We start from the raw sequence: 19,715 nt of genomic DNA, 5'->3' as shown, positions 1-19,715 counted from the left end.
ACTAAACCTGCATGTTCATTATGTCCTTGTAGGCGGACAATAATTTGTTGCGGACTTGCAATGTTGATTCAAATCCAAGGGATGCCTTGTGCTTAGCCAGCATCACGGCAGCGACGTCGTTGCTTTCGCCCATCTGGTAGGCCGTCATTTCTTCGACAGCGGTTGCCTGAAGCTTGTTGACGTCCTGCAGCGCGGTCGACAATTGGGTCGAGAAACTCTCCGCCCCCGTGGGTTCCTTCGGTCCCGAGATTTGCCCGGCCCGGCCGAGCCCGTTGTTTTTGGTGATGTCCTGCAGCGCATTGTTCTGATTTAGAATGGCGTTGCGCGCGGCCATCAGGCTGCTCATGTTGACTGAAGACATTTTCTATATTCCTTTAGGCTGCCAGCGCGCGCATATCGGCCATGCGGTACCGCAATGTGCGTTCCGAAATGCCCAGTTCTTTTGCCGCGTCACGGCGATTGCCGTTGGTTTTTTCCAGGGTCTGGTTGATTGCCTCATATTCGACGGTCTTGGATATGGAATGCAGGTCACGTCCGCGGATGAACCGCGAGGAATGACCGGCCAGGACATCATCCTGCTTCGGCTTGACGGTCAGCCTTGCGCCCGAGAAGACCAGGTCGTCAGCTTCGATCCGATCGCCGTCGCACATCACCAGAGCGCGCTGCAGGACATTGGACAATTCCCGCACGTTGCCCGGCCAGCTGTGATCCTTGAGACGTTCCACGCAGCAGCGGGACAGCGAAACGAACTTGTCGCTCCGCTTCTGCAGGTCGATCATCATGAAGGCAGCGATGGCGACGATGTCGGCGGGCCGTTCTGCCAGCGGAGCAATCTCGATCGGCATCACGTTCAGACGCCAGTACAGATCTTCGCGGAACCGGCCGGCAGCAACCTCTTCCGCAAAATCACGGTTGGCGGCGCAAAGCACCCGGACGTCGACTTTCTCGTGACGGGATGCGCCGACCGGAAGGATCTCCCCTTCCTGCAGCACGCGCAGCAGTTTCGACTGGCTCTCCAGCGGCATCTCGGTAATCTCGTCGAGAAAGATCGTCCCGCCGTCTGCTTCCTTGAACAGGCCAACGGCGCTGCTGTAGGCACCGGTGAAGGCGCCTTTCTTGTGTCCGAACAGGATCGACTCGATCATCGATTCCGTAATTGCGGCACAGTTGACGGTGACGAACGGCTTGTTCGCCCTCTCGCTATGCTCGTGAATATAGCGTGCCATGCCTTCCTTGCCGGTTCCGGTTTCGCCGGTGATCATGACGTTGGCATCGCTGCGGGCTACCCGCGCGGCATATTTGTAAAGAGCGATGGAATTGGGATCGGCATAGGCTGGCCCCTTGCCACCGCGCATCGATTCGACGATGCAGGACAGACCAAATTCTCTGTCCGCATTGCCAAACTCGATGCGCAGTGGTTGGCTGAGGGTAGCCGGAATGAAGTGGAATGGTCCGTCGCGATAAACCACGACGGGATCTTTAGCGCCAATATTCTGACCTTTGCCTGAGTCGCATGAAGTGCGGGGTAGTGGGGCGGCAGCGGACGAATATGGAGATGCCGAACCATGCGGTTCGACACTTGCTAGCAGACCGACAAGTTCTGGAAACCTAGAGACCAGGCTGGGCTTCAGTTTATCGTTGATCATAACCATTCCCTTGCATTGTACCGTGAGCGCCTGGACCGTGGCCCCGGGGCTCGCCAACTACATTGCAACCACCGTGCCAGATTCCGGAACGGCAAATTTCTGCCGATTGCCGGTCATAATACTGTCGGAATACCGTCACATCTGTCGGGATATGGACGGTCTGGAAAGGCATCGTCGGGATCCCGACACTTTTCCGCTTAATTAAATTTTGGGTCGCCCGTTAACTGCTTCGAGGCCGCTTCATCTGACGAGGTGACCCGCTAGATGAAACGAATATGTTAACTGTGAAAAGGATGACACCATGACTGTAATCGGAACCAACGTGACGGCCCTTCGCACCAGCTATGCTTCAAACCAGGCTGAAATGGGTCTTGCAAAATCTATCGAACGGCTTTCAACCGGCCGCCGTGTAAACTCCGCTGCCGATGACGCCGCGGGCAACTCGATCGCCACCCGGATGACCTCGGAAGTCCGCGGCCTGAACATGGCCATTCGGAACTCCAACGACGGTATTTCGCTGGCCCAGACCGCGGAAGGCGGCATGAACGAAATTACCAACATGCTGCAGCGTATGCGTGAACTGTCCGTGCAGTCTGCCAACGGCACGCTTGCCGCCGGTGACCGTACCAACCTGCAGACCGAAGTGACCGCTCTGATCGCCCAGATTGGCGACGTTGCCACCCGGACCACGTTCAACGACGTTGCCTTGCTCGACGGCACCAACGCATCGATCAACATCCAGACCGGCAGCGACGCCAGCCAGACCGTGGCCGTTACCCTGACCGATGTCGATGCAACCGCACTCGCCGTCAACGCTCTGGACATCAGCACCGAAGCCGGCGCGACCGCAGCGCTGACCGCGCTCGACACCGCGCTCGACACGATCACGACCGCTCAGGCTTCCCTGGGTGCAGACCAGAACCGTCTGCAGACCACGGTTTCCAACCTGACCGATCGCGTTGCCAACATTACCGAAGCCCGTTCGCGTATCATGGACGTAGACTTCTCGGCTGAAACGACCGAGCTGGCGAAGAACCAGATCCTCAGCCAGGCTTCGTCGGCGATGTTGTCGCAAGCCAACCAGTCGCAGCAGTCTGTGTTGAGCCTGCTCCGCTAAAATCTGAAGACCAGGACGAGAAAAGCCTCTTCCCTCGCGGGAGGAGGCTTTTTTCATTGGCCGATAGCTGCCGCACCACCGACCCCTGCGGCTGATCAGCATCAGCCAGCAGTCATCGCTTGCTGAAGCTTTTCCAGGGCGCGCTTCTTGATCTGGCAAATGCGCACCGAAGACACGTCGAGTATGGCGCCGATTTCATCGAGCTGCATTTCCTCGACGAAATAGCAGTTGAGCACAAGCTGCTCGCGTTCGTTCAGCTGTTTCAGATTGGCCGACAATATTTCCGCCATTTGGGACTTTTCCAGCTTCTCGTGCTGGTCATCCTCCTGGTCGGTGAACCAGCTGCTGGAATCGCAATAGATTTCGTCCAGCGAACCGACATGAATATCGATCGCGCGATCGGTATTCTTGCGGAACTCGCTCGCATCCATGTTCATCGCCACAGCCAGTTCGGCATCATTGGGTTCATGACCCAGTTCCCGGACCAGCCGTTCCCGATATCCGCGCACCTTCTTGTGCCAGTCGACCGACGTCCGGCGCAGGTTGCAGGTCGCCCGCAGGTCGTCAATCATGGCGCCGCGCACACGAACATAGAGATAGGTGCTGAAACTGTGGCCCTGATCGACATATTTCTTGGCCGCTTCGACCATCGCAATCAGCCCGACCTGGATCAGGTCCTCGATCTCCATCTGGTCGGGCGCGAAGGATTTGACCTGCCAGGCAATCTTGGTCACCAGCGACTGGTTTTCCCGAATCAGGCGGTCCTCGTCCACACTCATCGCGCCATAGGCCTGCGATGCTCGATTCTTTGCTTGCAACATATCGTTCTTCCGATTGGTGATTAATGTTGGTTGGTGACGGCCAGCGGCTGGTTTGCCTCTGGCATTCCGATCTTGGTCAGCACCTCGATCGACTTGTCATCGGGCAGCTCCTGGTAGGACAGCACGGTAAGATCGGGGAATCGCTGTTTCAGCAGCGCGCCGAGCGGGCGCCGCACGATCGGCGACGTCACCAGCGCGACGCTCCGGGCCTCGAGCGGGAGACTGCGCGCCGCGTCGTCCACCGCGGCTATTATTTTCTGGGCCAGCTGCGGCTCGATCGGATAGCTGGCGTCCTCGCCGACCTTCAGCGCCTTGACGAGCAGGCTTTCCAGGTCCGCGTCCAGCGTCACCACGGGAAGCGGCAGGCTGATCGGCACCAGCGTCTGCACGATCAGATTGCCGATTTTCTGCCGGATCGCGTCAACCATCTGCGGGGTGTCGTTGTGCAGGCTCGCCGCTTCCAGCATCGCCAGGCAGATTTTCTGGAAATCCTTGACCGGCACCTTGTCGGCCAGCAGTTCCCGGCAAATGGCTGTGATGGTATAGAGCGACAGCGGCTGCGGCGTGAGGCTGTCGACCAGCTGCGGCGAACTTTCCTTGAGAAAGTCGAGCAGCTTCTGCGCCTCGTCCATGCCGAACAGCTGGGCGGCATTGCGTCGCACCACGTCGTTGAGATGGGTTGCGATCACCGTTGGCGCATCGACGACGGTATATCCCTCGGCAATCGCCTGGGATTTCTTGTCGGCACTGATCCAGATCGCATCCATTCCGAACGTCGGATCCTTGCACGGCCGACCCTCGATCACGGAATCGACATGGCCATCATCCAGCGCGATGAAGTCATTGGGCCATACCGTGTCCTCGCCCAGGATCATGCCGCCCATCATGATGCGATAGCTGTTTGGCTCCAGCGACAGATCATCCTTGATCCGGACCAGCGGGATCACAAAGCCAAGTTCCTTTGAAATCTGGCGGCGGATGCCAGTGATCCGTTTCATCAGCGGGGCGCCCTTGCGATCCTCGACCAGCGGCACCAGCCCGTAGCCGATCTCGATGCCGAGCCGTGCCTTTTCCGAAACATCGTCCCAGTCAATCTGCTCGGGATTCTTTTCCTCCCGCGGTGGGGCTGCGATTTCCACGGGCTCGGGCTTGCGGATCAGGTAGAACGCGATGCCCCCGGCGACGGCGGCGGCGGACAGCACCACGACATGAGGCATGCCGGGCAGGACACCGAGAATGGTAAGGATGACGGCAACTGGCACCCATGCCGCACCGGAACCAAACTGTCCCGTGATCTGGTCCGCCAGATTCTGGCTGGAGGACACCCGCGTCACGATGGCCGCGGCTGCGATCGAGAGGATCAGGGCCGGGACCTGGGCAACCAGCGCATCGCCGATCGCCAGCATCGAATAGGTGCTGGCCGCCTCGCCGAAGGACAGGCCGTGGGTGGTCAGGCCGAGAATGATGCCGCCGATGATGTTCACCGCCAGGATCAGCACGCCTGCGATCGCATCGCCCTTCACGAATTTGGAAGCACCGTCCATCGAGCCATAGAAATCGGCTTCGGTGGCAACTTCCGATCTCCGCGCCTTGGCCTCGTCGGGGGTGATAAGACCGGCGTTCAGATCAGCGTCAATCGCCATCTGCTTGCCCGGCAACGCGTCCAGCGTAAAGCGAGCGGACACTTCGGACACCCGGCCGGCGCCCTTGGTGATCACGATCAGGTTGATGATCATCACGATACAGAAGACGAAGATGCCGACCACGTAATTGCCGCCCAGCAACAGGCCGCCAAAGGCTTCGATGATCTGACCGGCGGAAGCACCGCCCGCATGACCTTCAACCAGCACCACCCGGGTAGATGCAACGTTCAGTCCCAGCCGCAGCAGCGTGGCAAACAGCAAAACCGTCGGGAAACTGGAGAAATCGAGCGGCTTGTTGGCATTCAGCGCCACCATCAGGATTGCCAGCGAGATCATGATATTGGTGATGAAGCCGATGTCGAGCAATATGGTTGGCAGCGGCAGCACCATGAAGATGACCAGCAAGAGCGTTGCCATCGGCAGCAACCCCGATTTCAGGTGACCCGCCAATTTGTCCAGCGAAATGAGCTTTGTTGTCATGTTCTGTTATATTCCAATTGAAGTAAGCATAAGATAGGCGAGCCTGGCGGAGGTATCGAAAGGCCTGGCGGCATCCGGGTCAGCCTGGTCGTTGACGTGATTTTTCGCGATCCGCAGATAGTCGGCCGGCTGAACCATCGGCATCGGCTTTTCCGATGGCGGCAAGATTTTTCCGCCCCCCTGAAAATTATTGCCGCCCGCCTGCAATGACGCATTTTCCAGCTTTGTCGCGAACAGGTTCCGGATTTCCTGAAAGCTGCGGGCGCCGCCGGACTTGTCGTAGAAGATCGAACGGTTTGCTCGGGCCGCGCTCGAAAAGGAGGAGGCTGCCGCTGCGTGGGGGTTTGCTTCGAACGACTTGAGAAACTTTCCTGCACCGGCCGGTCCCAGGAAATGCGCCAGATAGAGATCGACCGATTCCGGTTCCCGGCCAATGCGATTTTCCAGAAACGAGCGATTCTCGCGCGCAAACTCGCCCGCCAGGTTCGCGGACAATGTGGGATCGGTTCTCAGTGCAAGAATCGCGGATTTCTGGGCCTTGTCAGCGACGATGAATTTGCCGCTGCGATCTTGGGAAATGGCATTCTGGGCCCAGCCGAGACCATATTGAGAGCCTTTTTTCTTCACCAGGCCGAGCCACGTCTGATCGACAAACTGGTAGAGGCCGGTAGCGGAGGACGTGCTCGCCTTGGCGTCGGGTCGCATGCCGCTTTCCAGCTGGGCCTGCGCCATCAGATATTTGAAGTCCACACCGTTGCGTTGCGCCGAACGCGCAATAACGCCGGGCAAATTGCGGCGCTCGTAATTCGGAGTGATGGAAAGGTTTGACATGATTTGCTCGGTTTCTCCTGCAAGGGAGATAAGCAATGATCATGCCAGTATTTGCTTCGCGGCGGTCAAATACCGCCCCGATCACCGGTGTGAGCGCGCTTAGCGCCCGCGCAAGCCGTTGGAATAGGTGTCGGCCGGCTGCGAACGCCAGCCCGATAGAAGCTGCAGTCGTGATGCACTATGATCACGAAGGAAACGAAGGCGATAAATGGAGGCCTGCATCAGCTCCTCTACTTCCGAAACAATCGGTCGCAAGGACTGCTCGATATCGGCCGGTTGCAGATCACCCAGTCTGGACACGGCATTGCTAAGCTCGCGGCTCGCTTCGAAAATTGCATCGCTGTCGTGGCCGTCTAAAGCCGTGACCAGCTTGTCTTGGGAATTGCGGAAAGTCTCGACGATCGGGTTCATTTTTTCGAATCCACACCAAGGACGCCGGCATCCAGCATTTTTAAGGCCAGGGCGTCGGTGTCGACCTGATAGCTGCCCGAGGCGATCTGCCGCTTGATATCTGCCACCTTTTCTATGTCGAATGGCGGTTTGTCAGCGGCCAGCTTCGAAACGGTCGTTGTTATGGAGGCGGATATCTTCACGTCTCCTGCAGCGGCCACGCTCTTGGCAGTCTCTGCCGCAGCGGCGCGCTCCAGCTGGGCAGCCGTCAGGGAGATTGCACTGGGTGTATCGGCCTTCCCCTCTTGTTCCGCTCCCTTCACAGGCTTGGCACCGGGATCATTCAAGGCCGGGCGTTCCAGCCGCAATTTCATGGCCGAATAGCTATCAACTGGTTTCATATCGTTCCATCCTTGCTGCGCCAAAACGGCAAGCACTGTGTCTTGCCATCCCTTGATTTGCGCCGTTTGCAACTTCTTTCACAACCATTTACGGTACGTTGTGAAAAAATTAAACATTCGGTCGAAATATTTCAGTGACTCAGTTCAACTTCGTCTGCGCCTGACACGCGGGCAATCAGTTCCTTTGATTTTCGGTCCGTCCGGACGGGAATATAGTCCCCGAGGGCGCCGCTCTCTTGGGCGATCACACTGTAACTGACGCTGAAGTTCGCACGGCGGATGACCATTGTAACCGGCTGATTGCGCTGGACCAGAGGCTCCTGCGCCATGCCGCCCCCGCTGTTGTGGGCATTGCCACCCTTGCCGCCAAGTCGAACGGGGACAAAAATGCGCCAGCCGATCTGCGGACAGCTGATCAGCACCGCATTGCGGTGCGTTTCGGAAATGTCCAGCGCTTCCGCGCAGCGCTTGAGCTTGAGCTTGGGATCTATCGGGGCGAGCGCCCCGCCCACATCACCAATGGCTGCGCCCAGATGTCCTGCAACCTGCCTGTCCAGCAGGGACGTGTCCTCGAAGCCCGGCGTCGCCGCCGTGAGGACAATGGTGAGAAGGGGCAAAGTGAAGTGATATTTGGCCATACGCATGTTTCCTATACTCTATTCCAGGAAACCAAGCATGTATCGTGCCAAATTGGAGGCTGATCTCTTGGCAGGACAATCCGCTCCCGCCGGCTAGCGGAAGGTCAGCAGGACATTGGGCTGGACACTGGGTGCTGAAACCAGCGTTTGGGGAACCTTCAGCACGATCATTTTGCCATCCTGCCCCGCTTTCTCGAACGCATCGGCGATAGCGGCCGATCGCGCCGATACCGTCTCCCACTGGCTCAGCCGGGAGCCGTTGCGCCCTTCGCGCGCGGCTGCGACAGAGATGGTCAGCGTCTGCCCCTGCTGCACCGTCAGGATTTCCGCGATTTCCTGGCGCGCAAAGTCGGTCAGCATGGCGTTGCTGTCAGCGAAGAAATCGGATGTCCTGTAGGTGTAGGAGCCCAGGTCGGCTGGAGGTGCCTGGATGGCACCCGCCATTTTCCTCTGGGTATCGCTATCGGCGAGACTCACGAAATGCGTGTAGGCAAACGCGCTGAGCAGCATCAGCGCAAGGTCCAGAAACGACAATGTGGTGCGGCTGGCGTTCACGAGCTATGCATTTTTTTGGCGCTGTTCGCCGGAACGAAATGCACCGGATCGATGACAGCCAGTTCCTTCTTTGCAATCGCGATCACGTGCTGAACCACCCTCGACCTGTACGCGTTCAATATATCCGCTCGGGAATGCAGACGCACATAGATCGGAAAAGCGATGATGTGGGAAATCAGCAAGCCGTAGAGGCTCGTCAGCAAAGTGAAGCTCATCGCCGGCCCCATCTTCAGCGGGTCGATCCCCGTTGCAAAAAGCTGGATCAGGCCCGTGATCGTACCAATCAAGCCGATGGCAGGGGCGATTTCGGCCACCGAGTTCCAATATCCCGCAGCGGTATTCTGGCGCGTTTCGGCAGAATGCTGTTCCAGCCGAACCCATTCCTCGAAGCTCTTTGGGTCCTTCGCATTGACCAGAAAATTCAGAACGCGCACCACAAACCTATCCTGGCTGTGCAATGTTTCCAACCCGACAAACCCTTGCTGCCGCAGCGTGAAATCGATCCGCCGGCACATGAATGTCGCGTTCTCGCCCGTTTCCTCAAAGGGATTTCTGCCGATGCTCGCTAGCGCGGCGAAGCCCCTCACTATCGAGCGGCGCCCGTTCTGGACCCAGGCGAGGACCAGTACGGCAGCCAGAACAATGCCGAACACCGAAGGGTCGAAAAACCGCCAGATGTTGGTCCATAAAATGTCCATCGATCCCAATCCTGAAATGAGCGGCAGGAATTTGCCGGTAGGCGGCAGGATTTTGCCGCTCTGGCGCAACCCTGCATGAGTCCCATCGGATTATCGGCTGCAAAGCCCGAAAATCAGCCACTGGCGGAACCGCGTCCTAAAACTGGCACACGCTTTGCAACATCATGTTCGAGTTCACCAATCCGGGTGTTTCTCATCAACAAGAACGGTCAGCGGACCGGATAGTTAATACGGGAACAGTACAGATGCCAAGTTTGGATCAGATATTTGCATTGAACGGGGGTGCGCTTCAGCTCCGCGCTCAGCGCCTGAATATGCTGGCGTCCAATATCGCAAATGCCTCCACGCCCGGATACAAGGCGCAGGATCTCGATTTTGACCGCGCCATGCAGCAGGCACAGAATGGCGGATCGCTGGAACAGGCGATGACCGTTCATACCGGATACCGCGTGCCGTTGCAGCCGTCGCTGGACGGCAACACCGTCGAGCTGTCGGTCGAACAGACGCTTTTTGCCGAAAATGCCATTCAGTACCGCACCACACTGTCCTTCATGCAGGACCAGGTATCGTCGATGCGGCGCGCCTTGAAAGGAGAATGATCATGGGCAGTATGAATGTCTTTGATGTCGCTGGACGGGCAATGTCCGCCCAGATGGTCAGGCTGAACACCACCGCGTCCAATCTGGCCAACGCCCGGACGGACTATGCCACCAAGGACGAAGCCTTTCGGGCCCTGCGCCCGGTATTTCGCTCCGTTGTCGAGGATAATCTGGCCACAGTCGATGTCGATCGCATCGTCCAGACGGATGCGGAGCCGCAGAAGCGCTACGATCCGTCCAATCCGATCGCCGACAAGGAAGGCTATGTCTGGGAGGCCGCTGTCGACGAGACAGCCGAGCTGATCGACATGCTAGAAACCGCGAGAAACTACCAGAATAACGTGCAGGTCCTGCAAACCGCAAAATCCCTAATCTTGGAAACAGTGAGGAATCCATAATGAATATCGCACCAGAAGTTCTTCAGAATCCGGCTACCGGCATCGCCGGTCTGGCACAGGCGCAGCCAGCCAACGCGACGGGCAACAACAAGCTCGACCAAGATTCATTTCTGCGGCTGATGACGACGCAACTGAAATTCCAGGATCCTTTCGATCCGCTCGACAATCAGGCGATGGTTGCCCAGCTCGCGCAGTTTTCCAGCGTCGCCGGCATTTCCGAAATGAAACAGTCGCTCTCCGAGATTGCCTCCATTCTCGGCAACAACCGGCTATCCGACGCCAAGGAATGGATTGGCCATTCCATTCTGGTGCCCGGGAATATTTCGGTGGCCGACAAGAACGGTCAATATTCCGGCGAATTCGAACTCGAGAACGCCACCGACAACCTGTCGATCGATCTGCTCAACGAAGCCGGCGAAATCGTGATGTTTGTCGAGCTTGGCCAGCAGGAAGCCGGCCCGGTCGAATTCAATTTCGACAGCAAGAACGAAAATGGCGAGCCGCTCGATCAGGGCCGCTTGCGGGTTCGGGTCAATGGCGGATCCATATCCAATCTGGCGACCTGGGTACCGGTCGCATCGGTCAAGACCTCCGAAGCCAACGGACCGCCCATTCTCGTCACGCCCATCGGCAATGTGTTTCCCGCCGAAGCCCTCAAGGTCGGATGATTTTTGATCCGCACCCGATTTCACAACAGGAGAAGATAATATGTCGTTCTTTACCTCACTAAGCGGCCTGAAAGCCGCCCAGACGGACCTGAACGTGGTTTCCAACAACGTCGCCAACTCCAATTCGACCGGCTTCAAGAAGAGCCGGGCGCTGTTCGGCGACCTGTTTGCCGCCGCCCCGACCCAGTCGACCAAGACCGTAGCGGGTCAGGGCGTCAGGCTGACAGGCATTGCCCAGCAATTCACCCAGGGTACCCTGCAGGCGACCGACAAGACGCTTGACCTCGCGATAGCCGGCGACGGCTTCTTCTCGGTAAAGGGACAGCCGCCACGGCAGGATCTGAATTTCACCCGCAACGGTGCCTTTTCGGTGAACAGCAACCGGGAGGTCGTCGACACTACCGGCGCCAAGGCGCAGTTGCTGCCGGTCGATGCCAATGGCGTGATCACGTCCAATGCGATCGGCGACATGTACGATTTCGTGCTGCCCGACACCGATCCCGCCGATCCCGCCGCGCTGCTGTCGAATATTTCGATCAACAAGGAAGGCGTCGTCTCGGCCACCTTCTCTAACGGCAACCAGATGAATATCGGCGCCATCGCGATGGCCAGCTTCACCGCCGTCGAGGGACTGCGGCCGGTCGGCGACGCCCACTGGCAGGCGACCGGCGATTCCGGCCCGCCGCAAGTCAACCAGGCTGCCAACGGCCCGCTCGGCCAGGTCCGCTCCGGCGCACTGGAGCTCGCGAATGTCGACATCACCGAGGAACTCGTGTCCCTGATTGCCGCGCAGCGCAACTTCCAGGCCAACGCCCAGGCCATCGAAACGTCCAACACCCTCACCCAGACTATCATCAACCTGCAGGTATAGCGGTTGAACCGGTGAAGGAGTAAACCATGGACAAACTTGCATATACCGCCGTCAACGCGATGAAATCGCTGATGAATCGGCAAGCCACGATCGCCAACAACATGGCCAATTCCGATACCGTCGGTTTCAAGGCCGACATGGTTTCGGCAAAGGCCCAATATGTCAACGGGCCGGGCCACGACAGCCGGGCAATGGCGGTCGATCGGGATATGCAGGGGGACATGAACGGGGGGGCGGTCAGCCAGACCGGCCGGCCCCTCGACGTCGCCTTCGAGGGCGACGCGATGCTGGCGGTGCAGGCGGCGGATGGCAAGGAGGCCTATACAAGGCGCGGCGATCTGCAGATCGGCCCGTCCGGCGCGATGCTGACCGGCGACGGATTTCCCGTTCTCGGCGAGAGCGGCCCGGTAACCCTGCCCCCGGCCGATCGGGTCGACATCGGCGCGGACGGCACGATTTCCTTCGTCCCCGTCGGCGGCGATCCGACCCAGCCGCAACAGCTTGGCAGGCTGAAGCTGGTCAGCACGACCGGCAGCGAACTGTCCAAGGGTTCGGACAGCCTGTTCCATGTTGCCGACAACGGCGTCCTGCCGGTCGACGACAATGCCAAAGTCGTATCGGGCGCGCTCGAGCAATCGAACGTCAACATGACCAGCGCGCTGGTCGACATGATCGAGACCAGCCGCGCCTGGGAAACCCAGGCCCGGTTGCTAAAAATGACCGAAGATCTGGATAGCGACGGTGCCGGCGTGATGAGCCTGCCGCAAGGATAACCCCATTGAGGAGTCGATGACATGAGTAACGCTGCCCTGCAAGTTGCCCGCACCGGACTGGATGCGCAAAACACCAAGATGCGCGTGATAGCCAACAATCTGGCCAACGTGAACACCACCGGATTCAAGCGCGATCGCGCCGATTTCGCGACCCTTGCCTATCAGAATATCGTTGCCCCCGGGGCCCCGTCGGACGCGCAGAACCGCTATGCCAGCGGCGTGCAGCTGGGCACCGGCGTCAAGCTGTCCGGAATCGGCAAGATCGATACCCAGGGAACGCTGCAGAACACTGAAAATGCCATGGATCTGGCGATCGAAGGCGCGGGCTTTTTCCAGGTCGAAATGCCGGACGGCACCACCGGCTATACAAGGGCGGGCAATTTCAACCTGACCGCCGAGGGCAATATGGTCACCAGCGACGGCCTGCCGCTGATACCCGCGATCCAGGTTCCACAAGGGGCCACCGCGATCACCATCGGCAACAACGGCGTCGTCACCGCATCGGTCGCCGGCCAGAGCGAACCCAGCGAACTCGGCCAGATCGAGCTCGCCAGCTTTGCCAATCCGGCCGGCCTGCTGTCGGTGGGCAACAATATCCTGACCGAAACCGCGGCAAGCGGCGCGCCCCAGGTGGGCGAAGGGGGACAGGAAGGCCGCGGCCATATCCGTCAGGGCGCGCTCGAGGGGTCCAACGTCAATATTGTCGAGGAACTGGTCAACATGATCGAGACGCAGCGCGCCTACGAGGTCAATTCCAAGATGATCTCGGCAACCGATGAAATGCTGCAGTTCGTGAACCAGCAAATCTGATCCTGACGCAACCAGAAAGAGCACCCATCATGACCAATTTGCGTTTCCGGACACGAAGCCTGCTGATCGGCACGGCACCCCTGCTGCTGATCGGCTGCATGGGATCGGCCACCGGCATTTCCGCGCAGGAATTTGCTGCTGTCACAGCGCCGCCCGCGCCCGAACCGGTCGCCGCCAACGGCGCCATTTTTCAGGTCGCGTCGGGCTATTCCGCGCTGACCAACGGCACACGGGCGAGCCGGCGCGGCGACATCATCACGATCTTGCTGGTCGAGCAGACCCGCGCGTCTAAATCCAACAGCGCCTCGAAGGACCGCAACGGCGGCTTTTCGCTCGCCCCGCCGGCCACCGGCCTGTTCTCGTTCTTTTCGCCCAGCGATGTGACCGCCAGCGGCAACCAGAATTTTTCCGGCACCGGCAGCGCCGGCCAGTCCAACAGTCTCCAGGGGCAGATCAGCGTGACCGTGGCCGAAAGCTATCCGAACGGCACCATGCTGGTGCGCGGACAGAAGCTCACATCACTCAACCGCGGCGATGAACATACCCAGTTCAGCGGCCTTGTCCGCGCCATCGATGTCTCGCCCGACAACACGATCCCGTCGACCCGGGTGGCCGATGCACGGATCATCTACGGTGGCACCGGGGAAATTGCATCGGCCAGCAAACAGGGCTGGCTGCAGAAATTCTTTTCCTTCGTTTCGCCATTCTAGCTTTCAGCAGAAGAGATATCATGACCCAGTTTTTCAATATCAACCGGCCGTATCACTGGCTCGCTGCAATGCTCGCGCTGGTCGCGGCGGCGTTCGTGGTCGCGCCAGCGGCGCAGGCAGAACGGATCAAGGATATCGGCAGTTTCGAGGGCCTCCGGACCAACCAGCTGGTCGGCTATGGCGTCGTCGTCGGGCTCGCCGGAACCGGGGATGACAGTCTCGAATATGCAACCGTCGGCCTCAAGGGCGTGACCAACCGGCTCGGCCTGACCCTGCCCCCCGGCGTCAACCCGGCATCAAAAAATGCCGCGGCGGTGCTGGTCACCGCGGAAATGCCGGCCTTTGCCAAGCCAGGCCAGCGCATGGACGTAACCGTCTCCGCCATCGGCAAGGCAAAATCCCTGCGCGGCGGCACCTTGATCTTGATGCCGCTGTTTGGTGCAGACCAGCAAATATATGCCATGGCCCAGGGCAATCTGGCAGTCGGCGGCCTCGGTGTCTCTGCCGCCGATGGCTCGCAAGTCACCGTCAACATCCCCTCCGTCGGACGCATTTCCGGCGGCGCCTCGATCGAACGGACGGTCGCAACAGGATTTGAAAGCCAGCCGTTTCTCAGCTTCAACCTGACCGATGCAGACCTGACAACCTCGTTGCGCGTTGCGGATGCGATAAACCAGGCCCTGGGGGCCGAGCAGGCGATCGCCGCAGATGCCGTGACCGTCCGCATTGCCGCGCCAATCGGTGCGCAGGAACGCGTCATGCTGATGGGCCGGATCGAGAATCTGGAAGTCAAGCCGGCCGATGCGCCTGCCCGGATCATCATCAACGCCCGCACCGGAACGGTGGTCATCAATGGCGCCGTGCGGATCGGGCCAGCGGCGGTCAGCCACGGCAAGCTGACCCTTCGCGTCGAGGAAAATCCGACCGTGGTTCAGCCCGCACCGTTCAGCCGCGGCCAGACCGCGACCGAGCAGAACAGCGCGATCAGCGTGGAAGAGCCGAGCAGACCCGCGTTTGAAATCGGCAAGCGGGCATCGCTCGCGGAAATCGTCGAGACTATTAATTCTCTGGGCGTTCCACCGTCTGATCTAACAGCAATATTGGAGGGCCTGAAACAAGCCGGTGCGCTGACAGCGGAGTTGATAATCATATGACCAGTATCTTACCCCTCAGCGGCCCTGCTCCCGCCTCTGCCGCCGCAAACTCGGCAGCGACCACCAGAAAGCGCGACGACGTTCAGTCCATGGCCGCCGATTTCGAGGCCATTTTCGTGCGCCAGATGCTGTCGACGATGCGGAGCTCCTCGCTCGGCGAAGGGCTTTTCGAGGGCCAGGGGATGCAGCAGTTTCGCGACATGCAGGACGCCAAAATCGCTGAATCCATGGCCCAGCGCGGCGTGTTCGGCATAGCGCAAATGCTCGCCCGCCATGTGGAAAACAAGGATGTCTGACCTTCTTAACATAGGTCGGGCGGCGATCCAGGCCAATTCCCGCGCACTGGACGTCGTCGGCTCCAACGTCGCCAACGCGGACAATCCCGACTATGTCCGTCGATCGTTGAATATCGGCGAGACGGCCGCATATGGCGCGACCAATCCCCTGTACAGTAACTACAACGGTTTCGGCACCGTCGCGGTGGGCGGCATCACACGTTCCAGCGACCAGTTTCTCGAGGCCGCCACCCGGCAGACGGGCGCGAGCCGGGTCAGCAGCGAAGTCTTGGTCCAATGGCTCGACCAAGGCGAAATTGCCCTCGCCAACAATGATGTGGACATAGGAGCACAGCTTACGCAGCTGTTCGGCAGCGCCGAGGAGCTGTCCGCTGTCCCCTTCGAACCGGCGCTGCGCAACCAGTTTCTTGGCGATATCGAGGCCACGGTTCACCGCTTCAACCAGACATCGCTCAGTCTCGGCTCCTCGGTCGAGCTGATCAACGGGGCGGCAACACAGCAAGCACAGGAACTCAACAGCGCGCTGAGCGAACTGGCGACGATAAACCAGCAATTGCGTCCCCTGCGCTCCGGCACCGGTCAGCATACCAATTTGCTGGACCGCCGCGATGCCGCCTTGACGGTGATCACGGAGAAGCTGGATGTGCAGATCAGCTTCGGCCAGAACGGCACTGCCGATATATCGCGCAACGGCACCAGCTTGCTGACCTTCAACGCCGCTACGCCCGTCAATTTCATCGCCAATGCCGGAGCCAGTTTCGACCTCGAGATTGGCGGTGCCGTGCAGGCACCTCCTGCGAACGGAACATTGGGCGGGCTGCATCGCTCCCAGTCGAGCCTCGTCAATCTTGGCAATGACTTGAACAGTCTTGCCGTGCAATTTGCCGACGAGGTCAACACCTGGCAGGCAAATGGTCGCACCGATGCCGGCGCGCCCGGTGCTGCGATCGTATCTCATGGCGGAACTGCTGCAAGCCTGGCGATAACGGGACTGGCGGCCAGCGATCTCGCCCTCGCCTCGCCGGCAGGCGTCGCCAATGGCAATATTCTGGCGTTCGTCGATTTGCGCACCGCAACCGGTACCGAACAGGGCTATGAGAAAATTGCTCTCGGCCAAGCACAGAATCTGCTCGCGGCGCGCAGCGAAAGCGAAGCCGCAACGGCATTTGACCGGGCGACCCGGGAAGCCAGGAACAATGTGTCTGCGGTCGATCTGGATCGCGAGGCGGCGGATCTGATCCGGCTCCAGCAATCCTACGAGGCCTCGGCGCGTATCATTCAGGTGGCACGGGAAACCATGCAGTCGATCCTGGCGATCTTCTAGCCCATCGTACCCGAAAGACAGAACCATGGAATCGATCAACAGAACCCGTCCCAATGACAGCATACAGATTCAATCCGAACTGTCGGCACTCATCGGCAAGACGCAGGAGACGATTGCCAGCGGAAAAAGCTTCAGTCGCCCGTCCGAAGCCCCATCCAGCTGGCTGGAAATATCCAGCCTGGGACGCAAGGCGGCCATCGAGGATTCATGGCTCAACAACATTGGGCGAGCGCGCATCATGGCGCAGCAGGCAGAATCATCGCTCGATGCAATTGCCAACGGCGTCACGCGCGCACGCGAACTCGTCATCCTCGCCAACAACGAAACAATTTCGCCCCAGGATCGCGCAGTCATTGCGATCGAGCTGCAAGGCCTGCGCGACCAGTTCAACCAGCTTACCCAGGCGCAGGACAGCTATGGCGGAAATCTCTTTCATGCGGGTGACCCGATCCAGATGCGCATCGATACCAATGTTCTGGTCACGCCATCGCCCAACCTGCAGACGGTGGCGCAATCCATCAATGTCGCGGGCGGCCCTCTTGATCTCGACACGATCATGGCAGAGATGATCTCGGCGGTCGGCACTGGCACCGCGGCAGACCGGGCACAGCAGCTCGAGCGGGCGGGATCCATGATCACCCATTTTTCCAGCCTGATCGCGAGTCAGGGCGTCATGGTAAACCGGCTCGATCAGCAGGAAGACAGGCTTCAGCGATCGCAGCTGACTTCGACGGAACGGCAATCCGTGCTGGAAAGCACCGATGTCGCGGAGGCGGTTACCCGGTTCCAGTCCTTGCTGGTCAATCTGGAAGCGGCGCAGAGACTTTACGCCAAATCAGCAAGCACCTCGCTCATTCAGCTGATCGGCTAGCGGATTATGGATTCAGCGTTATTCGGCCCTTAACCAAATGCCGGATCCTCCGTTTATCATCATAATGTCCGGGTCCCCTCTCAGCCGAAGCGAGGAGGAACCTAACACTCGGAAGCCGTCGATGGGGAATTGATATATGTTTGCCGGTATTGGTATTGTTGTTCTGCTCGTCATGGTCTTCGGCGTTTTCACGCTGTCTGGAGGAGACATGGGCGTGGTATTGCACGCCCTGCCGATCGAAATGGGCATAATCGGCGGCTCTGCGGTAGGCGCGCTGATCATCGGCAACTCCGGCGCTCAGCTGAAAGCGCTACTGGGGGGCTTCGGGAAAGTGTTCAAGGGCCCGACCTATGCCAAACAGGACTTCATGGATTGCATCCTGCTGGTTTCCAAGCTGACCAAGATTTTGAAGAGCGAAGGGCCGGTGGCCCTCGAACCGCATATCGAGGATCCAAAGGCCTCGCCGATCTTCAGCGAATATCCCAAGCTGCTGAAAGACGAGACGCTGGTCCATCTCATCTCCGACAGCCTGCGACTGGTGGTCGTCTCGTCGGGCACGCTGGATCCCTATGCCGTCGAGGACGTGATGGACCAGAGCATCAAGACCCACCACCACGAAGCGATCGCCCCGGCAGACAATCTGCAGGGCCTGGCGGACGCGCTGCCGGCGCTGGGCATCGTCGCCGCGGTTCTCGGCGTGGTCAAGACAATGGGCGCGATCGATCAGCCGCCTGCCATATTGGGCGGCATGATCGGCTCTGCGCTTGTCGGCACCTTCCTCGGCGTGTTGCTCGCCTACGGTTTTGCCGGTCCGATGGCACAACGCGCGCGATCGGTGATCGAAAGCGACGCGACCATCTACCAGGTTGCCAAACAGATCATCATCGCCAGCCTCCACGGCCATCCGCAGCCGCTGATCATCGAGGCGGCGCGGACCAGCCTGCAGCACGCCAACCAGCCGAGCTTCGCCGACGTGTTTGATGCGATAAGGGCGCGCTGACCAATGGCAAAAAAGGCCGACGCCGGTTCCAACCAGCCCCCGATCATCGTCAAAAAGATCATCATGGAGGCCCATGCGGGTCACCATGGCGGCGCCTGGAAGGTCGCCTATGCCGACTTCGTGACCGCGATGATGGCCTTTTTCCTGCTGATGTGGCTGCTCGGCGCGACCAACGAGAAGCAGCGCAAGGCCCTTGCCGACTATTTTGCGCCAACCCTCGTCGAAATGCGGCAAGGCAGCGCCGGGTCAAACGGCATGTTCGGCGGCGACTCCCTGACATCCAAGGACAATTATCCGCACAGGGCCTCGCAAACCGGAACCCGGTCGATGACCATACCGCGCGACGCCACGGGCACCCAGGACGAAAAAGGCAAGGATGACAAAAGCCGGCCGAAAATCGACGCCAAGGAATTCGAGAAGCGCATCCGCGACCGGATCAAGAAGGATCCGTCGAAGCTCGCGCTGCTGAAGAATATCCGCTTTACCGATACCGTCGAGGGCCTGCGGATCGATCTCATCGACGAAGCCAATTTCAGCATGTTCGCCCTGGCCACCGACAATCTCAATCCAAAGGCCCGGGTGCTGATCGGCGAAGTGGCTAGGATACTGGATTCGGTCGACAACCAGCTGGTCATCCGGGGCCATACCGACAGCCTGCCCTATGCCAGCGGCAAGAACATGAACAACTGGATGCTGTCCTCGGCGCGCGCAGAGGCGACGCGCAGGGAACTGGTCGAACAGGGCGTCGTCAATTCCCGGGTGACCCGCATCGAGGGCGTCGCCGATACCGAGCCCTATAATCCGGAAGACCGCATGGATGACAGAAACCGGCGCATTTCCATCACCTTGAAGCGCCGCTGAAGGACGATAGCAGCCGCGCATATCCGCTGGCCGTGGGGCGACATTCGCACCAAAATGGATATAATAGGGTCCCATAAAGCCAAAATGGTGGGGATACTATTTGATCTTCGCAGCCGGGATTCCGATAGGTTGACGCAGAAAGGTTGAAAACTTTCTACCG

Annotated in this window: 23 protein-coding genes and 1 pseudogene; 14 read left to right on the top strand and 10 right to left on the bottom strand. The window is 59.4% G+C overall.

The annotated features are described in order from the left end of the window. Position 1: 1 nt before the first annotated feature. Both fliE and V7650_RS01275 read right to left on the bottom strand, forming a co-directional pair. A complete protein-coding gene (gene fliE / locus V7650_RS01280) occupies positions 2-361 on the bottom strand; it encodes a flagellar hook-basal body complex protein FliE (protein WP_335654425.1) in 360 nt (119 codons plus the stop codon). 13 nt (positions 362-374) lie between these two features. Then, positions 375-1,469 carry a sigma-54 interaction domain-containing protein gene (locus tag V7650_RS01275; protein WP_335654424.1) on the bottom strand — a complete coding sequence of 365 codons (1,095 nt, stop codon included), beginning with the start codon at positions 1,467-1,469 and terminating at the stop codon, positions 375-377. Positions 1,470-1,947: 478 nt separating this feature from the next. Between V7650_RS01275 and V7650_RS01270 the strand changes: the two genes are divergently transcribed. Beyond that, on the top strand, positions 1,948-2,763 hold the full coding sequence (locus V7650_RS01270; protein ID WP_335654423.1) for a flagellin N-terminal helical domain-containing protein: 816 nt from the start codon (positions 1,948-1,950) through the stop codon (positions 2,761-2,763). Between the two features lie 101 nt (positions 2,764-2,864). Here V7650_RS01270 and V7650_RS01265 read toward each other — a convergent pair whose 3' ends face one another. From V7650_RS01265 to V7650_RS01230, 8 genes are all read right to left on the bottom strand, one after another. Next, on the bottom strand, positions 2,865-3,584 hold the full coding sequence (locus V7650_RS01265) for a sigma-70 family RNA polymerase sigma factor (protein WP_335654422.1): 720 nt from the start codon (positions 3,582-3,584) through the stop codon (positions 2,865-2,867). Between the two features lie 20 nt (positions 3,585-3,604). Then, positions 3,605-5,707 carry a flagellar biosynthesis protein FlhA gene (flhA, locus tag V7650_RS01260; protein WP_335654421.1) on the bottom strand — a complete coding sequence of 701 codons (2,103 nt, stop codon included), beginning with the start codon at positions 5,705-5,707 and terminating at the stop codon, positions 3,605-3,607. A 6-nt stretch (positions 5,708-5,713) separates the two neighbouring features. After that, positions 5,714-6,538, bottom strand: coding sequence for a transglycosylase SLT domain-containing protein (locus V7650_RS01255; protein ID WP_335654420.1), 825 nt, complete (start codon positions 6,536-6,538; stop codon positions 5,714-5,716). Positions 6,539-6,637: 99 nt separating this feature from the next. Then, positions 6,638-6,949 (bottom strand): hypothetical protein, encoded by a 312-nt coding sequence (locus tag V7650_RS01250; protein ID WP_335654419.1) that lies wholly within the window; start codon positions 6,947-6,949, stop codon positions 6,638-6,640. Continuing rightward, a complete protein-coding gene (gene flgM, locus V7650_RS01245) occupies positions 6,946-7,365 on the bottom strand; it encodes a flagellar biosynthesis anti-sigma factor FlgM (protein WP_335654418.1) in 420 nt (139 codons plus the stop codon). Before flgM ends, V7650_RS01250 begins: the two co-directional genes overlap by 4 nt. A 95-nt stretch (positions 7,366-7,460) precedes the next feature. Further along, positions 7,461-7,967: a flagella basal body P-ring formation protein FlgA gene (locus V7650_RS01240; protein ID WP_335654417.1), complete on the bottom strand. Its 507-nt coding sequence runs from the start codon at positions 7,965-7,967 to the stop codon at positions 7,461-7,463. 93 nt (positions 7,968-8,060) lie between these two features. After that, complete coding sequence (locus V7650_RS01235) at positions 8,061-8,522, bottom strand: hypothetical protein (RefSeq protein ID WP_335654416.1); 462 nt, start codon at positions 8,520-8,522, stop codon at positions 8,061-8,063. Further along, positions 8,519-9,220, bottom strand: coding sequence for a MotA/TolQ/ExbB proton channel family protein (locus tag V7650_RS01230; protein WP_335654415.1), 702 nt, complete (start codon positions 9,218-9,220; stop codon positions 8,519-8,521). Before V7650_RS01230 ends, V7650_RS01235 begins: the two co-directional genes overlap by 4 nt. A 245-nt stretch (positions 9,221-9,465) precedes the next feature. Here V7650_RS01230 and flgB point away from each other — a divergent pair, with 245 nt between their 5' ends. The 13 genes and pseudogenes from flgB to V7650_RS01165 all read left to right on the top strand — a co-directional run. Further along, positions 9,466-9,819 (top strand): flagellar basal body rod protein FlgB, encoded by a 354-nt coding sequence (gene flgB, locus V7650_RS01225; protein WP_335654564.1) that lies wholly within the window; start codon positions 9,466-9,468, stop codon positions 9,817-9,819. An 11-nt stretch (positions 9,820-9,830) separates the two neighbouring features. Continuing rightward, positions 9,831-10,217, top strand: coding sequence for a flagellar basal body rod protein FlgC (gene flgC, locus V7650_RS01220; RefSeq protein WP_335654563.1), 387 nt, complete (start codon positions 9,831-9,833; stop codon positions 10,215-10,217). After that, a complete protein-coding gene (locus tag V7650_RS01215) occupies positions 10,217-10,885 on the top strand; it encodes a flagellar hook assembly protein FlgD (protein ID WP_335654414.1) in 669 nt (222 codons plus the stop codon). Before flgC ends, V7650_RS01215 begins: the two co-directional genes overlap by 1 nt. 40 nt (positions 10,886-10,925) lie before the next feature. Beyond that, positions 10,926-11,756: a flagellar hook-basal body complex protein gene (locus V7650_RS01210; protein WP_335654413.1), complete on the top strand. Its 831-nt coding sequence runs from the start codon at positions 10,926-10,928 to the stop codon at positions 11,754-11,756. A 26-nt stretch (positions 11,757-11,782) separates the two neighbouring features. Next, complete coding sequence (gene flgF, locus V7650_RS01205) at positions 11,783-12,529, top strand: flagellar basal-body rod protein FlgF (RefSeq protein WP_335654412.1); 747 nt, start codon at positions 11,783-11,785, stop codon at positions 12,527-12,529. A 21-nt stretch (positions 12,530-12,550) separates the two neighbouring features. Further along, positions 12,551-13,339, top strand: a complete 789-nt coding sequence (gene flgG, locus V7650_RS01200; RefSeq protein ID WP_335654411.1) for a flagellar basal-body rod protein FlgG — start codon at positions 12,551-12,553, stop codon at positions 13,337-13,339. A gap of 29 nt (positions 13,340-13,368) precedes the next feature. Then, complete coding sequence (locus tag V7650_RS01195; RefSeq protein ID WP_335654410.1) at positions 13,369-14,049, top strand: flagellar basal body L-ring protein FlgH; 681 nt, start codon at positions 13,369-13,371, stop codon at positions 14,047-14,049. A 20-nt stretch (positions 14,050-14,069) separates the two neighbouring features. Then, positions 14,070-15,203 carry a flagellar basal body P-ring protein FlgI gene (locus V7650_RS01190; protein ID WP_335654409.1) on the top strand — a complete coding sequence of 378 codons (1,134 nt, stop codon included), beginning with the start codon at positions 14,070-14,072 and terminating at the stop codon, positions 15,201-15,203. Further along, complete coding sequence (locus tag V7650_RS01185; RefSeq protein WP_335654408.1) at positions 15,200-15,499, top strand: rod-binding protein; 300 nt, start codon at positions 15,200-15,202, stop codon at positions 15,497-15,499. The genes V7650_RS01190 and V7650_RS01185 overlap by 4 nt, the downstream gene beginning before the upstream one ends. Continuing rightward, the gene (gene flgK / locus V7650_RS01180) at positions 15,492-16,823 is read left to right on the top strand and encodes a flagellar hook-associated protein FlgK (RefSeq protein WP_335654407.1); all 1,332 of its coding nucleotides are present in this window, start codon (positions 15,492-15,494) and stop codon (positions 16,821-16,823) included. The genes V7650_RS01185 and flgK overlap by 8 nt, the downstream gene beginning before the upstream one ends. 25 nt (positions 16,824-16,848) lie before the next feature. After that, positions 16,849-17,694 carry a flagellin gene (locus V7650_RS01175; protein ID WP_335654406.1) on the top strand — a complete coding sequence of 282 codons (846 nt, stop codon included), beginning with the start codon at positions 16,849-16,851 and terminating at the stop codon, positions 17,692-17,694. Between the two features lie 136 nt (positions 17,695-17,830). Then, complete coding sequence (gene motA, locus V7650_RS01170) at positions 17,831-18,694, top strand: flagellar motor stator protein MotA (RefSeq protein WP_335654405.1); 864 nt, start codon at positions 17,831-17,833, stop codon at positions 18,692-18,694. Between the two features lie 3 nt (positions 18,695-18,697). Next, positions 18,698-19,543: pseudogene (locus tag V7650_RS01165) on the top strand (flagellar motor protein MotB); the annotation flags it as partial. Positions 19,544-19,715 lie beyond the last annotated feature (172 nt).

The sequence above is a fragment of the Parasphingorhabdus sp. genome, from assembly GCF_036964565.1.
In the GTDB taxonomy this organism is placed as follows: Bacteria; Pseudomonadota; Alphaproteobacteria; order Sphingomonadales; family Sphingomonadaceae; genus Parasphingorhabdus.
This window is presented reverse-complemented; position numbering and strand designations above follow the sequence as displayed.

Bases quoted from the DNA above. Each gene is read 5' to 3' on its own strand.
- fliE (WP_335654425.1), bottom strand. From the start codon at position 361: ATGTCTTCAGTCAACATGAGCAGCCTGATGGCCGCGCGCAACGCCATT.
- V7650_RS01270 (WP_335654423.1), top strand. From the start codon at position 1,948: ATGACTGTAATCGGAACCAACGTGACGGCCCTTCGCACCAGCTATGCT.
- V7650_RS01265 (WP_335654422.1), bottom strand. From the start codon at position 3,584: ATGTTGCAAGCAAAGAATCGAGCATCGCAGGCCTATGGCGCGATGAGT.
- flhA (WP_335654421.1), bottom strand. From the start codon at position 5,707: ATGACAACAAAGCTCATTTCGCTGGACAAATTGGCGGGTCACCTGAAA.
- V7650_RS01255 (WP_335654420.1), bottom strand. From the start codon at position 6,538: ATGTCAAACCTTTCCATCACTCCGAATTACGAGCGCCGCAATTTGCCC.
- V7650_RS01250 (WP_335654419.1), bottom strand. From the start codon at position 6,949: ATGAACCCGATCGTCGAGACTTTCCGCAATTCCCAAGACAAGCTGGTC.
- V7650_RS01240 (WP_335654417.1), bottom strand. From the start codon at position 7,967: ATGGCCAAATATCACTTCACTTTGCCCCTTCTCACCATTGTCCTCACG.
- V7650_RS01230 (WP_335654415.1), bottom strand. From the start codon at position 9,220: ATGGACATTTTATGGACCAACATCTGGCGGTTTTTCGACCCTTCGGTG.
- flgB (WP_335654564.1), top strand. From the start codon at position 9,466: ATGCCAAGTTTGGATCAGATATTTGCATTGAACGGGGGTGCGCTTCAG.
- flgC (WP_335654563.1), top strand. From the start codon at position 9,831: ATGAATGTCTTTGATGTCGCTGGACGGGCAATGTCCGCCCAGATGGTC.
- V7650_RS01215 (WP_335654414.1), top strand. From the start codon at position 10,217: ATGAATATCGCACCAGAAGTTCTTCAGAATCCGGCTACCGGCATCGCC.
- V7650_RS01210 (WP_335654413.1), top strand. From the start codon at position 10,926: ATGTCGTTCTTTACCTCACTAAGCGGCCTGAAAGCCGCCCAGACGGAC.
- flgF (WP_335654412.1), top strand. From the start codon at position 11,783: ATGGACAAACTTGCATATACCGCCGTCAACGCGATGAAATCGCTGATG.
- flgG (WP_335654411.1), top strand. From the start codon at position 12,551: ATGAGTAACGCTGCCCTGCAAGTTGCCCGCACCGGACTGGATGCGCAA.
- V7650_RS01195 (WP_335654410.1), top strand. From the start codon at position 13,369: ATGACCAATTTGCGTTTCCGGACACGAAGCCTGCTGATCGGCACGGCA.
- V7650_RS01190 (WP_335654409.1), top strand. From the start codon at position 14,070: ATGACCCAGTTTTTCAATATCAACCGGCCGTATCACTGGCTCGCTGCA.
- V7650_RS01185 (WP_335654408.1), top strand. From the start codon at position 15,200: ATGACCAGTATCTTACCCCTCAGCGGCCCTGCTCCCGCCTCTGCCGCC.
- flgK (WP_335654407.1), top strand. From the start codon at position 15,492: ATGTCTGACCTTCTTAACATAGGTCGGGCGGCGATCCAGGCCAATTCC.
- V7650_RS01175 (WP_335654406.1), top strand. From the start codon at position 16,849: ATGGAATCGATCAACAGAACCCGTCCCAATGACAGCATACAGATTCAA.
- motA (WP_335654405.1), top strand. From the start codon at position 17,831: ATGTTTGCCGGTATTGGTATTGTTGTTCTGCTCGTCATGGTCTTCGGC.